Raw genomic sequence first — 13,629 nt, 5'->3', positions numbered from 1 at the left:
CTTTTGTCTGCTTAATGAGCAACCACTCGCGATTTAAGACTGACGGACTTACTACCTTGGCGTTTGAGCGCTACCATAGCGGGATTGCAATGACAGGAGATGTCCATGAGCGAGCAAGCTATTCGTTTAACGCAATACAGCCACGGAGCCGGTTGTGGTTGTAAAATTTCCCCTAAAGTGCTGGAAACGATCCTCAAGAGCGATCGGGCGAAGTTTATCGATCCGAACCTGCTGGTCGGCAATGAGACCAGCGATGACGCTGCGGTCTACGACCTGGGCAACGGCACGTCCATTATCAGCACCACCGACTTTTTTATGCCGATTGTCGATAATCCGTTCGACTTTGGGCGTATTGCCGCCACCAACGCCATCAGCGACATCTTCGCGATGGGTGGAAAACCGATCATGGCGATTGCCATTCTGGGCTGGCCGATCAATACCCTGGCGCCGGAAATTGCCCGCGAAGTGGTTGATGGTGGGCGTTTTGCCTGTCAGCAGGCCGGTATCTCTCTGGCAGGGGGCCACTCCATTGACGCCCCGGAACCTATTTTCGGCCTTGCGGTGACCGGTGTCGTACCAACGGAGCGAATCAAGAAAAACAGCACCGCCCAGGCGGGCTGCACCCTCTACCTCACCAAACCTCTCGGGATTGGCGTGTTGACCACGGCAGAGAAAAAATCGCTGCTGAAAGCCGAACACCAGGGACTGGCAACGGAAACCATGTGCCAGATGAACCTCGCCGGGGCGGCCTTTGCCAACATTGCAGGGGTCAAAGCGATGACCGACGTCACCGGTTTTGGTCTGTTGGGCCACCTGAGTGAAGTGTGCCGTGGTGCTGGCGTACAGGCGCTGCTGAACTACGCCGATATCCCGAAACTGCCGGGCGTGGAAGCATATATTGCGGCGGGCGCGGTGCCTGGCGGTACCGGTCGCAACTTTGCCAGCTACGGTCACCTGATGGGCGAAATGCCGGCTGAGTGGCGCGATCTGCTGTGCGATCCGCAAACCTCTGGCGGCCTGCTGCTGGCGGTGACGCCGGATGCGCAGGCCGAAGTCTGTGCCGCTGCGCAAGAGTTCGGCATTCAACTGGCCGCCATCGGCGAGCTGGTGACCGCCCGGGGCGGACGCCCAATGATCGAGATCCGTTGATTACATGCGGTTGTTTATAGCGGAAAAACCCAGCCTCGGGCGTGCCATCGCTGAAGTGCTACCCAAACCGCACCGGAAAGGTGATGGCTATATCGAGTGTGGCAACGGCCAGGTGGTCACCTGGTGTATCGGCCATCTGCTGGAGCAGGCACAACCGGACGTCTATGACGGCCGATATGCGCGCTGGAACCTGCTCGACCTGCCCATCGTGCCGGAAAAATGGCAGCTGCAACCAAAACCGTCGGTCACCAAACAGCTCAACGTGATCAAGCGTCTGCTTGGTGATGCGCAGGAGGTGATTCACGCTGGTGACCCGGACAGAGAGGGGCAGCTGCTGGTAGACGAAGTGCTCGACTACCTGCAGCTGGCGCCGGAAAAACGTCAGCAGGTGCAGCGCTGCCTGATTAACGACCTGAACCCACAGGCGGTAGAACGGGCGATTTCGCGTCTGCGCGCCAACAGCGAATTTATTCCGCTCTGCGTGTCGGCTCTGGCGCGTGCCCGTGCCGACTGGCTGTATGGCATCAATATGACCCGCGCCTATACGCTGCTGGGCCGTAATGCCGGCTATCAGGGCGTGCTATCGGTCGGTCGCGTACAGACGCCGGTGTTGGGGCTGGTGGTGCGGCGTGACGAAGAGATCGAGAACTTCGTGGCCAAAGATTTCTTTGACGTCAAAGCGCATATCGTGACGCCGAAAGAGGAACGTTTCGTCGCCACCTGGCAGCCAAGCGAGGCCTGCGAACCCTACCAGGATGAAGAGGGGCGTTTACTGCATCGTCCGTTGGCTGAGCACGTTGTGGCGCGCATTGAAGGCCAGCCGGCGCTGGTGACCGCCTATAACGATAAGCGGGACTCCGAACCAGCACCGCTGCCGTTTTCGCTCTCGGCGCTGCAGATTGAAGCCGCGAAACGCTTTGGTTTTAGTGCGCAGAACGTGCTGGATATCTGCCAGAAGTTGTATGAAACCCACAAGCTGATCACCTATCCGCGTTCAGACAGCCGCTACCTGCCGGAGGAGCATTTCGCCGGTCGTCATGCGGTACTGAATGCTATCGCGGTGCATGCCGCCGATCTGCTGCCGCAGCCGGTGGTTGACCCGGAGATCCGCAACCGCTGCTGGGATGACAAAAAGGTTGATGCCCACCATGCGATCATCCCGACCGCCCGTAGCAGCAAGGTGAAGCTGTCGGATAACGAAGAGAAGGTCTATGGCCTGATTGCCCGCCAGTATCTGATGCAGTTCTGTCCGGATGCGGTGTTCCGTAAGTGTCAGATCGATCTCGACATCGCTAACGGCAAATTTGTTGCCAAAGCGCGCTTCCTGGCGGAAGCCGGCTGGCGGACGTTGCTCGGCAACAAAGAGCGCGATGAAGAGAACGATGGTACGCCGCTGCCGGTCGTGGCGAAGGATGATGAACTGCTGTGTGAAAAGGGCGAAGTCGTCGAACGCCAGACCCAGCCGCCGCGCTACTTCACCGATGCGACGCTGCTGTCGGCGATGACCGGGATCGCCCGCTTTGTACAGGATAAAGATCTGAAAAAAATCCTGCGCGCGACCGACGGTCTGGGAACGGAGGCAACCCGAGCCGGGATCATCGAGCTGCTGTTTAAGCGCGGTTTTCTGGTTAAAAAGGGGCGCTATATTCACTCTTCCGACGCGGGGCGCGCGTTGATCCACTCGCTGCCGGAAATGGCGGCCCGTCCGGATATGACCGCCCACTGGGAGTCGGTGCTGACGCAAATCAGCGAAAAGCAGTGCCGTTATCAGGACTTTATGCAGCCGTTGGTCGGCACGCTGCACCAGCTGATTGAGCAGGCCCGAAGCTCGCCGGTGCGCCAGTTCCGCGGTATCGTCGCCCCAGGCGATGGCAAAAAGAACTTCAGCAAGGGTAAGGCTAAAGCTAAACCGAAAGCGCGAAAACCGGCGGCAGATCCGGCGCCTGACAATCCATAATGAAAAACCCCGGCTGTCCGGGGTTTTTCATAACGTTGATATCATTAACCGAAAGTATAAGTTATTGGCTTGTCTTATTACGATAAATGTCTGGTCGATTGATCTGCCAGACAAAATCTGTCCGGTTCAATGGGCTATACCCTAACTTCTGGTATAGCCAGGGCGCGCTGTCGGTGACCAGCATTATCCGTCGCAGACGTGACATCAATGGATGGGCATGACAGCATTCAATCAGCCAACGGCCAAGACCCCCTTTCTGATAATCGTTCAGTACGTAGACGTCGCACAGATAACCAAAGGTGGCATAGTCGGTGACCAGGCGGGCGAAGCCGATTTGTCTTGTTCCATCCAGAAGCGCAAAACAAAGGCTGTTCTGGACTGATAACCTGACCGTATCGATATCAATCCCAGGCGCCCATGACGATTGCGAGAGATAATCTTGAATGGCTTCCAGCTGGAAAAAAGAGGGATCGGTTGTGACAGTAAAATTATCTTTAGTAAAACGCAGATGCTGATTATTCACTGAAAATATCCTTCTGGACTTACTGGTGATGAGACAGCCTTACTGGTCAGGACTGGCCGCTATATTGGGTAACGCTCAGGACGCTTTTTCGTTTACTGTCATGATGAAAACCAGCGGCTGCTCCCCGCGGTTTTCATAGAAATGAGGAACGTCCGTTCTGGCGGTTGCCGAACAACCGGTCTTGACCAGATAGAGGTGATCCTGAACGCCGAGTGTGAGCGTGCCTGTTTGAACATAAAACAATTCAAGCGTCCCTTCCGTGTGGCCGGGCGAAGCAAATTTTTCCCCCGGTTGCATTTCCCACATCCAAAGCTCTGTCATATCAGGTCCACCGGACCCTGCGAGCAGCCTCGCTCTCCCGCCTTTTTCGCCTTCCCACAATTCAGGGATCTCATCTTCAGCAATGAGATGCACAGTCGGTTTTGAACTGACATCCACAAAGTCGGCCACTGAAACCCCCATCGCGGCAGCCAGGCGACATAGCAGGGCAATGCTGGGATTCGCCCGGCATCCCTCAATCTCAACCAGTGCCCCCTTACTGACGCCCGCCCTGCGGGACAGTTCATCGAGTGATATTTTCTTTTGCTTACGGTACAGCTTTATGCGCTGAGACACCGCTTCATTCACGGTGCTGACAATCGAACTGGCATCGGTCATTAAATTGACTTTTTTGGTCATCGGTCATTATCATGGAGTAAATTGGTCATTACAGGATTATCCCGTGTTCACAGTCTCTCCGTCAATTGCCCCTGAAATTTATCGTATCGCACCCGGCTTCCGGGCACTGAGTCTCTATGTAAAAGCCGCGCCGGTGCAGAACCCTGAGGTTGGAGAAACAGCGCTGCGAGAAGCATGCGCCGCGGTTCTGGCCGATAAGCCTGAATGGGCGGAGTCCCATCTGGCCGCATGGGCTGAGGTTTTTCAACAGTTTGGCGCTAAACCCAAACGCACTCCTTGTTCAGCAGATGCGTTACGTAAGCGCGTGTTACGTGACGGTTCCATGCCTGCGCTCGATCCAATCGTTGATCTTTATAACGCAGTTAGCCTCCGTTACGCCGTACCGGTGGGTGGCGAAAACATTGCTGTCTATCAGGGGGTACCACGTCTGGTTGTGGCAAAAGGGACTGAGCCTTTTGATACTGTGAAAGAGGGGAAAACCGTCGTTGAATATCCTTCACAAGGCGAAGTTATCTGGTGCGATGATTCAGGCGTAACCTGCCGCCGCTGGAACTGGCGACAGGGGATCAGAACTCGATTAAGTGTGGAGGCTCAGGAGATGTGGTTCATTCTGGAGAGTCTGCCGCAGATGCCGCTGGAGAAGCTTCACGAAGCCGGGGCGATGCTGACCGATGGTCTGGAAAAAATGATGCCAGGTCTGGGGTTTGACGTTGCGCTCATAGAAGAACAACACCAGTAATATCATTCAGGAGAAACACCATGTTTACCGGCCTGTCTGCGTTCCCATTAACCCCAATCACCGCCAGTGGCGTGGACGAAAAGGGTTTCAGTCGTATTCTTTCCCGTCTGACAAATGCCAGGGTTGATTCTATGGGGATCCTGGGATCAACCGGAAGCTACGCATACCTGACCCGCGAGCAACGCCAGCGCGTCGCTACTCTGGCAAAACAGCTTGCCGGGGATATTCCTGTCATGGTGTGCGTGGGGGCAGTCAGCACGGATGCCGTTCTGCAACTGGCTGACGATGCGCAAACCGCTGGCGCAGATGCCTTACTTGTTCCGGCGGTCAGCTATCAATCGCTTCGTGACGAAGAAGTCTTCGCACTATTTGAGACCGTTACCCGGCGCGTATCTGTACCGGTTTGCATCTACGATAATCCTGGCACCACGCATTTTACTTTTACGGATGAACTGCACGGTCTTCTCTCATCACTGAAGGGGGTTCATTCGGTTAAGATCCCTGGCGTCCTGGATAATCAGGCAGCAGCGACTCAGCGGGTGCAGGCATTACGCAAACAGCTTTGCCCAGGCGTCACCATCGGCATTAGTGGAGATGCTTATGCCGGACTGGGATTAAACGCTGGCTGTGAAGTCTGGTATTCCGTGTGCGGTGGTTTGTTCCCTGAGACGGCGAAACAGATCACTGAAGCAGCGGCGGCGAACGATCATGAGCGCGTTACGGCCCTGACAGACCGCCTTAAGCCTTTGTGGGCGCTTTTCCGTAAACATGGAGCAAGTATACGGGTTATTGCGGCTGCCGCCGGCGTACTTGGGCTGACTGATACAGATTGTTTACCTCGACCACTTCAGCCGCTCCCGGCAGGTGACATCGCGGAAATTGCCAGCGTGATTAACGCGCTGGAGCTGAAATAACCCCTCCAGACGGACTGTTAGATATGATTGCATGCGTGTAGAGCAATGAGTCAGACCGAATCTGAGCTAATCCCTGTAAGAGACAAAATATGCGGATAGCGGGAAAAACAATCCGTTAAAATTCACATGATTAAATGTCATAAAAAACCCCGGCTGTCCGGGGTTTTTTTATAGGTGCTACCCAGCGCCTTTTACAGCGGACGCCGGGCAAGCGGTGGGCGTTAGATAACGCCCTGCGCCAGCATGGCGTCAGCCACTTTGACGAACCCGGCGATGTTGGCTCCACGGACATAGTTGGTCTGCTGAGCTTCGCCACCATATTCAACACAGGCGTGGTGAATGTCGAGCATGATGTGATGCAGACGCGCGTCGACTTTCTCGGCTTTCCAGCTCATGCGCGCGGCGTTCTGCGCCATTTCGAGCCCCGAGGTAGCAACGCCGCCGGCGTTGGCCGCTTTACCCGGTGCGAACAGGACGCCGGCCTCGAGGAACAGGTCGGTGGCGGCGATAGTGGTCGGCATATTGGCGCCTTCAGCGACGGCCTTCACGCCGTTTGCAATCAGCACGCGCGCGGCATCGGTATCCAGTTCGTTCTGGGTGGCGCATGGCAGTGCGATATCAACCGGAACGGACCACGGCTGCTGGCCTTCGAGGTAAACCAGGCCGTATTCGCGCGCGTAATCGGCAACCCGACCGTCGCGGCTGGCTTTGATTTCGCACAGACGGGCCAGTTTTTCCGGCGTAAAGCCGGCTTCATCAACCACGGTACCGCTGGAGTCGGAGGCGGTGATGACACGAGCGCCCAGCTCCATCGCTTTTTCGATAGCGTACTGCGCTACGTTGCCGGAACCGGACACCGCAACGCGCATTCCTTCAAAGCCCAGACCGTGACGCTTGAGCATCGCGTCGGTGAAGTAGACCAGGCCGTAGCCGGTTGCTTCAGGGCGGATCAGGCTGCCGCCAAAGGAGAGACCTTTACCGGTGAAAACACAGGCGCTGTTGTTGGAGAGCTTACGCATCATCCCGGCCATAAAGCCGACTTCGCGACCGCCAACGCCAATATCACCCGCCGGAACGTCAGTATCCGGGCCTAAGTGGCGATACAGCTCGGTCATCAGCGCCTGGCAGAAGCGCATCACTTCACCATCACTTTTGCCTTTAGGATCGAAGTCGCTACCGCCTTTGCCGCCGCCCATTGGCAGCGTGGTGAGGGCATTCTTGAAAGTCTGTTCAAAGCCGAGGAACTTGAGAATCGACAGGTTAACCGACGGGTGGAAGCGCATCCCGCCTTTGTACGGGCCAATGGCGGAGTTGAACTGCACGCGCCAGGCACGGTTAACCTGAACCTGGTTGCGGTCATCGACCCAAACCACACGGAACTGAATAGCACGTTCTGGTTCAACCAGACGTTCCAGCAGCGAGAGCTGGCGATAGCGCGGATTTTCCTCAAGGAAAGGCCACAGCGTGGTCATGACCTCGCGGACGGCTTGAGCAAATTCGGTTTGCTGAGGATCGCGCTGTTGAACGCGGGTGAGAAAACTTTCCAGAGTGCACATCTGATCCATAGATATAATTTCCCCTTATGGTTGTGGTTGCATGTATTCGCGTCACATTTCAGATTGTCTCGTCACCAGCGTCAAAGCGTGTTAGCGGCCGTCACGCGGCAATCTGAATGATTTTGGGTCTGTTTTTTTATTATGCGGCCCTTGAAAAGGCCGGTTTTCCGACTATACCACCGGGAATCGTTAGGCAAGCAAGGAAAAATTAACCAGACAGGAAAATTTATAATCTGGCGCCTGTCATAACTAAAACCGATGACACCAGATGGAAGAATCAGCGAGGGAAATCGGTCGTGCGTTGAGCGATAAAGGCATGGAGCAGCGGAATATCCGCCGGGGCGAGGGGGAAGGTTAACGCTTCCTGCGAGGTGCACCAGTGCAGTTGCTGGTGGTAGCGCGCGGTGAGAAGCCCGCTAAAACGTGGCACCCACCAGGCGTGCAGGTGAATCAGGCGGCCGGAAACCTCACGCTGATGGCTGGCGATGTAGCGTTCCACCTCGGCGGTGATGCCGAGCTCCTCCTGCAGTTCGCGGACCAGCGCCTGGGGCTGGCTCTCCCCAGGCTCGACTTTGCCACCGGCAAACTCCCATAATCCAGGCTGATCGGCGTGGGCAGGGCGCTGCGCCAGCAGAATTTTGCCATCCTGTTCAATAATGGCTGCGACCACATCAAGCGTTTTTTGCATCTGAATCATCGTTCCTTGCGGGATAATGGCCTATTATCACCGTCTTTGTCTGTACCAGACAACCTTTAGCCCGCTGGAGATATGTCGTGCTCGATCGTCATCTGCACCCCCGCCTGAAACCGCTACTCAATGTCTGCGCCGCGCGTCTGGAGCGCATCGGTGTGACCGCCGATGGCGTCACGCTGACCGGCTTCGCTATTGGCGTGCTGGCACTGCCGTTTCTCGGGTTAGGCTGGTACGGCGCGGCACTGGTGGCGATTGTGCTGAACCGCCTGCTGGACGGCCTGGATGGCGCGCTGGCGCGTCGTCGGGGATTGACCGATGCCGGTGGGTTTCTTGATATCGCGCTCGATTTTCTGTTTTATGCGCTGGTGCCGTTTGGTTTTATTCTCGCCGATCCGGCACAGAACGCGGTGGCAGGCAGCTGGCTGCTGTTTGCCTTCATCGGCACCGGCAGCAGTTTCCTCGCCTTTGCTGCGCTGGCGGCAAAGCATCAGATTGATAACCCGGGCTACGCCCACAAATCTTTTTACTATCTGGGAGGGCTGACGGAAGGGAGTGAAACGATCCTGTTGTTTGTGCTCTGCTGCCTGTTTCCGGCGCACTTTGCGTGGCTGGCATGGCTTTTTGGTGCGCTGTGCTGGCTGACGACCGCCACCCGGATTTACAGTGGCTACCTGACGCTGAAGCAGCTTCAGCGTCAGGCGTAGAGGATTACAGGCTACTCTGGGGGCCGCGTTCGCCGCGCTGTACCGGGTTTTTCGGGTTGCTGCTCCATTCGTACCAGCCGCCATCGTACACCGAGACATTTTTCCAGCCCATGGCCCGGGCATACATGAAGGTTTCAGAGGCGCGCCAGCCGGTACCGCAGTAAAACGCCACCTGCTGATCCGGGCGGATGTTCCACTGCTGCCACATGGCGGCGATATCGTCGGCGCTGCGCATGGTGCCGTCCGGGTTATGGAAGTCTTCCATGTGGGTTGAGTCGCTTCCGGCGTGTCCCCAGCGGGCGCCCGCGATCTCACCTTTAGGCTTGATATAGCTGTAACCGCTGGTGGTGCCGACAAACTCGGGCCAGGAACGAATGCTGACCAGCGACGCGTCCTGGCGGTGCAGCAGCGCGCGCGCCTGCTGCTCATTGAGCATCAGCTGCGGCTGACCGGGAATCGGCGCGCCGAAGTCCGGCGCCGGCTTCGGCTCAGATGGCGTCCCTCGTTCTACCGGCAGGCCCGCGTCGGACCAGGTATTCCAGCCGCCATCGAGCAGGCGAACGTCTTTCACGCCGGCATACAGCAGAATCTGCGCCACGCGGGCCGCCGCATACACGTCACGGCCGTAGAGAATCACCGTGGTGTCGTGGCGAATCCCTTGTTTTGCCAGCAGTGCCTTCAGCTTGTCATCAGAGACCTTGTTCCACAGCGGTTCGCTCTCCACCTCGTTGGTGTCGATGTACCCGGCGCCGGGTATATGACTCAGCAGATAAAACTTCGGCGCCCCCCAGGCGGCCTCCAGCACTTTCCACTCTCCGGCCGGGGCAGCGGTGACCGCTTTGCCTTGCTGGAGATCGTGCAGCCACTGCGGGTAAACCAACTGCTCAAAATGCGGCAATTTCTGCAGGCGGTCGGCCTGGGTAAGCGCATCGCTCAGCGTACTGAGATGGGTAAATCCGGCGGCCTGCAGGCGAGTCGCCACTTTGCGGTTGTCCGCTTCGCTACCGTACAGCGCTACCGGGGAGGTCGCCCGCAGCTGGTGCTGTTTCGCCCAGGCGCTAAGCTGGTCGTCGCTCATGGCGCTGAGCCAGCTGGCGGAGAGGTTCAGCGCCTGGGGTTCATGGCCCTGGGGACCGTTAGCGGACTGGGGCCAGCCGTTGTAGAACGCGCTCAGACGGGTATCGATAGCGACACCGTGCTGTTGTTGCAAGGCGGAGAGCGTCAGCGTTGGCATGGTTTCAGCGGCGGAGGTGGTAGAAGCAGCAAGCCCAATCAGCAGGGCAAGTGCGGTCAATTGAGAAACACGTTTCATCGAAATGCCCGACAAGAGAAAATTGAGCGCACATTCTCCACTGCGGCGCTGGCGAATTCTTTGCGGTAACGCAGGTTAGCCGGGGTTTCATTGCCAGTCGCTCATTTTCAGACAGCGACCACGCTCGGGGATATCGTGGCTGTCGTGAGTCACCAGTACGGCGGGGATCGCCAGTCGCGCCAGCTCATCGAAGACCCACTGGCGAAAATCGGCGCGCAGTTCGGCATCCAGGCGGTTAAAGGGTTCGTCCAGCAGCAGCGCCAGCGGCCGGGCCAGCAGCGCCCGCAGCAGGCTCACTCGCGCACGCTGACCACCGGACAGGGTAGCTGGGTCGCGGGAAAAGAACCCGGCCAGCCCGGCCCGCTCCAGCGCTTGTTGCACCTGGTGTTTACGCTCGCCGCCGCGCACCTCAGCCGGCAGCGCCAGCAGCAGATTTTGCCCGACGCTGAAATGGTCAAACAGCAGCGCATCCTGAAATAAAATCCCGATTCGGCGACGCTCGGTGGGCAGCGTATCGCAGCGGCTGTCGGCCAGCCACAGCTCGCCGTGGGCCTGAAAATGTTCCGCCAGCGCGCCCACCATCCAGGCAAACAGCGTAGATTTCCCGCTGCCGGAGGGGCCCATCAGCGTCAGCACCTCTCCGGCACGCACGGAAAACCCGACCTCGCGCAGCAGCGGCTGATGGTGTTGTGTCAGAGTCAGATTTTTGACGGTGAGCACTAGCGTAATCCTCGGCGATAGCGGCCTGCCAGAAAAGCCAGCAGCGCCGTCAGGCTAAAACAAAATGCCGGCAGCAGCAGTTGCCATAAGGCTTGCGCGGCAAGGGTTTGTGTATCGCCACCAGCGCTAAGCGCCACGGCTTCACTGGTGAGGGTGGTCATCCGCCCGGCGCCTAGCCACAGCGTAGGCAGATATTGCGCGATGCTCACCGAAAAACCGACCGCCAGCGCGGCCAGCAGCGGGCGCAGCATCAACGGCAGCGTGACCCGGCAGAATATCTCCAGCGTCCCCAGCCAAGGGTGCGGGCGACCAGCACCATCCGCGGATCGCGCTGCCGCCACGCCGGTCGCAAAATAAAGAGCATCCATGGGATCACCCACAGCAGATGACCCCACAATACGGTCATCAGCTGGCCGTCCAGCCAGGCGTACAGCGCCAGTTGATACTGTCCGTCCGCCAGCGGAAGGGCGGGTAAGACCAGCGGCAACCAGACCCAGCTATCGCCGCGAGACGGCCCGCACTCCAGCCACAATAGGCAGAGCGCGCCGCCGATCACCGCGGCCAGCAGCGCCAGCGTCAGGCTGGTGGTGAGGCTGCCGCTGACCGGCGCGGCGCCGTATGCCAGCCAGACCAGAAACAATGCACAGCCCAGACCGCACAACGGCAGAAAGCCTGCCAGCAGCCGACCGGCGCGCGCTTTCGGCCGCGGACGACGAATACCGCGCAGATCCGGGGGCTGCCGCTGCCAGAGACGCCACAGACACCAGACGCCAGCGATCAGACCCACGAGGATCAGCAACAGGAGCAGGCTGGCGAGGGCCCCTTTTACCTGCTGGAGTTCATCGCCTTGATTTAACCATTGCCAGGCCAGCACCGCCAGCGTCGGCGGGTTTCCCGGGCCAATCACCAGCGCCACATCGACCACCGACAAACTCCACGCGGTGGTCGCAATCAGCACCAGCACCATCGCGGGCAGCAGCGTCGGCAGAATAAGCCATTTCAGACACTGCCAGCGGCCATAACCGAGGCTTTTCATCACCGTAACCTGCTCAGCCAGCCGCTTTTCTCCCAGCAGGCCGTACACCACCCACAGTAAAAAACCACTTTCTTTGACCGCGAGAGTGAGCCCCAGACCGATGCCGTAGCGGTCAGCGAAGGGCGAACACTGGGTGCAGACACGATAGAACCAACCGCCCTCGGCAAACAGCAGCAGCGCCGCGGTAGCGAATGCGACATGGGGCACAGCCAGCAGCAGCGGCAGACGGGATGCCAGCCGCTGCCAACTCCGAGAGGGCCACAGCGCGCTAACAATCGTCAGGGTGATCAGTGCCGCGCCCGCCACCGCCAGCAGCGTTGAAACCAGAGTGGCGGCCAACGCCTGCCACAGTTGTGGGTCAGCAAACAGCGTCTGCCAGTTGGTAAGCTGAAGCGCTGGGGCGATCATCAGCGCGATGCCGGGGAGCACGGGCAGATAAATCAGCACCATGCTTCCCCATGCCAGCAGGATCAGTGCGTACCGTAACGCCGCAGCCATTCCTGCTCCAGCGCATCAACCCAGGCCGCGTGGGGTTCCGCCAGCACCGGCGGTCTGTTTTGCGGCATCAGCACCTGCAATGCTTGCTGCTGCTGGGGGGAGAGCGATTCGGGATTTAACACGCTCGGATCGCCCCAGATAGCCGGGTCGGCTTTGCGCAACTGTGCCGCGGGCGAAAGCAGGAAATTGGCGACCACTTTGGCCCCGGCAGAGGCGCGGGCGCTGGCCGGGATCGCCACGAAGTGGACGTTGCCGAGCATGCCGCGTTTGAAGCCAAAGCTGTAGCTGTCAGGCGGCAGTTCGCCGCTGGCGGCTTTCTGCAGAGCGTGCAACGGGTTAAAGGTCATTGATAATGCGAGGGTGCCGTTAGTCAGCATCGCATCCATTCGCGAGGGGGACGCGGGGAAGTCCTGTCCTGCGCGCCATAGCTGAGGATGGAGCTGATCGAGATAGTGCCAGAGCGGCGCGGTGACCGCGGCATAGCTTTTGGCGTTCGGCGGTTGACGCAGCGCCTCCGGCCGTTCCGTCAGGTTAATCAGCAACTGTTCGAGAAAAGCGGTTCCGGTGAAGTCTGGCGGGCGCGGGTAAGTAATGGTGCCAGGATGCGCGGTGGCGAAGTCCAGCAGGGCCTGCGGATCGCCAGGCGGCATCGGCGTTTGTGTGCGGCGGGCAATAAAGGTCAGCTGCGCGCCACCCCATGGCGATTCGGCGCCATCGGTGGGGACGGAGAAGTCTTCCCGGACCGGCAGACGGGTATCGACGTAACGCCAGTTAGGCAGCGACTCAGCCCAGCCGGTTTGCAACAGCCTGGCGGCTTTCAGGCTATGAAAGTTTTCACCATTGATCCACACCAGATCCACCGAGCCGTTATGCTTGCGCCCGGCCCGGGCTTCGCTTTTCAGGCGTTTGACGGTATCGGCGGCATCGGCGATATGCACAATCCGTAGATCGACGGCATAGTCGCGTTTCACTTCGTCGCTGACCCAATCGAGGTAACGATTCACCGCCGGGTCACCGCCCCAGGCGTTAAACCACACGGTCTGGCCGCGAGCCTGCTCTTTGATGAGCTGCCAGCTTTCACCGGCGTTGGCGATGGTCGGCGCGAACAACAGCGCCGCCAGCCAGAGTAAACAATAGCGCATACCCATA

At 58.7% G+C, this 13,629-nt stretch carries 12 protein-coding genes and 1 pseudogene; 5 read left to right on the top strand and 8 right to left on the bottom strand.

The genetic code is table 11. The features are described 5' to 3' along the window. Positions 1-105: 105 nt before the first annotated feature. Complete coding sequence (gene selD, locus ACMYSP_RS02075; RefSeq protein WP_434585305.1) at positions 106-1,149, top strand: selenide, water dikinase SelD; 1,044 nt, start codon at positions 106-108, stop codon at positions 1,147-1,149. A 4-nt stretch (positions 1,150-1,153) separates the two neighbouring features. Beyond that, complete coding sequence (locus ACMYSP_RS02070; protein WP_434585303.1) at positions 1,154-3,106, top strand: DNA topoisomerase III; 1,953 nt, start codon at positions 1,154-1,156, stop codon at positions 3,104-3,106. Between the two features lie 61 nt (positions 3,107-3,167). Here the strand turns inward: ACMYSP_RS02070 and ACMYSP_RS02065 are convergent, their stop codons facing one another. Next, positions 3,168-3,629: a GNAT family N-acetyltransferase gene (locus ACMYSP_RS02065; protein ID WP_434585301.1), complete on the bottom strand. Its 462-nt coding sequence runs from the start codon at positions 3,627-3,629 to the stop codon at positions 3,168-3,170. A 75-nt stretch (positions 3,630-3,704) separates the two neighbouring features. Next, the gene (locus tag ACMYSP_RS02060) at positions 3,705-4,307 is read right to left on the bottom strand and encodes a helix-turn-helix domain-containing protein (RefSeq protein ID WP_434585300.1); all 603 of its coding nucleotides are present in this window, start codon (positions 4,305-4,307) and stop codon (positions 3,705-3,707) included. Between the two features lie 43 nt (positions 4,308-4,350). Here ACMYSP_RS02060 and ACMYSP_RS02055 point away from each other — a divergent pair, with 43 nt between their 5' ends. After that, the gene (locus tag ACMYSP_RS02055; RefSeq protein ID WP_434586995.1) at positions 4,351-5,046 is read left to right on the top strand and encodes a B3/B4 domain-containing protein; all 696 of its coding nucleotides are present in this window, start codon (positions 4,351-4,353) and stop codon (positions 5,044-5,046) included. A 20-nt stretch (positions 5,047-5,066) separates the two neighbouring features. Further along, positions 5,067-5,960, top strand: coding sequence for a dihydrodipicolinate synthase family protein (locus ACMYSP_RS02050; protein WP_434585299.1), 894 nt, complete (start codon positions 5,067-5,069; stop codon positions 5,958-5,960). 221 nt (positions 5,961-6,181) lie between these two features. Here ACMYSP_RS02050 and gdhA read toward each other — a convergent pair whose 3' ends face one another. Together gdhA and ACMYSP_RS02040 are read right to left on the bottom strand one after the other, a co-directional pair. Then, entirely contained in the window at positions 6,182-7,525 is a 1,344-nt protein-coding gene (gene gdhA / locus ACMYSP_RS02045; protein ID WP_123753991.1) for an NADP-specific glutamate dehydrogenase, read from the bottom strand. A gap of 268 nt (positions 7,526-7,793) precedes the next feature. Beyond that, positions 7,794-8,204, bottom strand: coding sequence for a pyrimidine (deoxy)nucleoside triphosphate diphosphatase (locus ACMYSP_RS02040; RefSeq protein WP_434585298.1), 411 nt, complete (start codon positions 8,202-8,204; stop codon positions 7,794-7,796). An 86-nt stretch (positions 8,205-8,290) separates the two neighbouring features. Here ACMYSP_RS02040 and ACMYSP_RS02035 point away from each other — a divergent pair, with 86 nt between their 5' ends. After that, complete coding sequence (locus ACMYSP_RS02035) at positions 8,291-8,914, top strand: CDP-alcohol phosphatidyltransferase family protein (RefSeq protein WP_434585297.1); 624 nt, start codon at positions 8,291-8,293, stop codon at positions 8,912-8,914. A 4-nt stretch (positions 8,915-8,918) separates the two neighbouring features. Here the strand turns inward: ACMYSP_RS02035 and ACMYSP_RS02030 are convergent, their stop codons facing one another. The 4 genes and pseudogenes from ACMYSP_RS02030 to ACMYSP_RS02015 form a co-directional block, all read right to left on the bottom strand. Next, positions 8,919-10,226 (bottom strand): sulfurtransferase, encoded by a 1,308-nt coding sequence (locus ACMYSP_RS02030; protein ID WP_434585295.1) that lies wholly within the window; start codon positions 10,224-10,226, stop codon positions 8,919-8,921. 87 nt (positions 10,227-10,313) lie between these two features. Beyond that, on the bottom strand, positions 10,314-10,946 hold the full coding sequence (locus ACMYSP_RS02025) for an ATP-binding cassette domain-containing protein (protein WP_434585293.1): 633 nt from the start codon (positions 10,944-10,946) through the stop codon (positions 10,314-10,316). Beyond that, positions 10,946-12,480, bottom strand: a pseudogene (locus ACMYSP_RS02020) (ABC transporter permease subunit). Before ACMYSP_RS02020 ends, ACMYSP_RS02025 begins: the two are co-directional and overlap by 1 nt. After that, a complete protein-coding gene (locus ACMYSP_RS02015; protein ID WP_434585291.1) occupies positions 12,453-13,622 on the bottom strand; it encodes an ABC transporter substrate-binding protein in 1,170 nt (389 codons plus the stop codon). The pseudogene ACMYSP_RS02020 and the gene ACMYSP_RS02015 overlap by 28 nt, the downstream one beginning before the upstream one ends. Positions 13,623-13,629 lie beyond the last annotated feature (7 nt).

The organism is Klebsiella sp. R390, assembly GCF_051131745.1.
Lineage (GTDB): Bacteria > Pseudomonadota > Gammaproteobacteria > Enterobacterales > Enterobacteriaceae > Klebsiella.
This window is presented reverse-complemented; position numbering and strand designations above follow the sequence as displayed.

Excerpts from the sequence above, each read along its gene's own strand:
- selD (WP_434585305.1), top strand. The coding sequence starts at position 106 with ATGAGCGAGCAAGCTATTCGTTTAACGCAATACAGCCACGGAGCCGGT.
- ACMYSP_RS02070 (WP_434585303.1), top strand. The coding sequence starts at position 1,154 with ATGCGGTTGTTTATAGCGGAAAAACCCAGCCTCGGGCGTGCCATCGCT.
- ACMYSP_RS02060 (WP_434585300.1), bottom strand. The coding sequence starts at position 4,307 with ATGACCAAAAAAGTCAATTTAATGACCGATGCCAGTTCGATTGTCAGC.
- ACMYSP_RS02050 (WP_434585299.1), top strand. The coding sequence starts at position 5,067 with ATGTTTACCGGCCTGTCTGCGTTCCCATTAACCCCAATCACCGCCAGT.
- gdhA (WP_123753991.1), bottom strand. The coding sequence starts at position 7,525 with ATGGATCAGATGTGCACTCTGGAAAGTTTTCTCACCCGCGTTCAACAG.
- ACMYSP_RS02040 (WP_434585298.1), bottom strand. The coding sequence starts at position 8,204 with ATGCAAAAAACGCTTGATGTGGTCGCAGCCATTATTGAACAGGATGGC.
- ACMYSP_RS02030 (WP_434585295.1), bottom strand. The coding sequence starts at position 10,226 with ATGAAACGTGTTTCTCAATTGACCGCACTTGCCCTGCTGATTGGGCTT.
- ACMYSP_RS02015 (WP_434585291.1), bottom strand. The coding sequence starts at position 13,622 with ATGCGCTATTGTTTACTCTGGCTGGCGGCGCTGTTGTTCGCGCCGACC.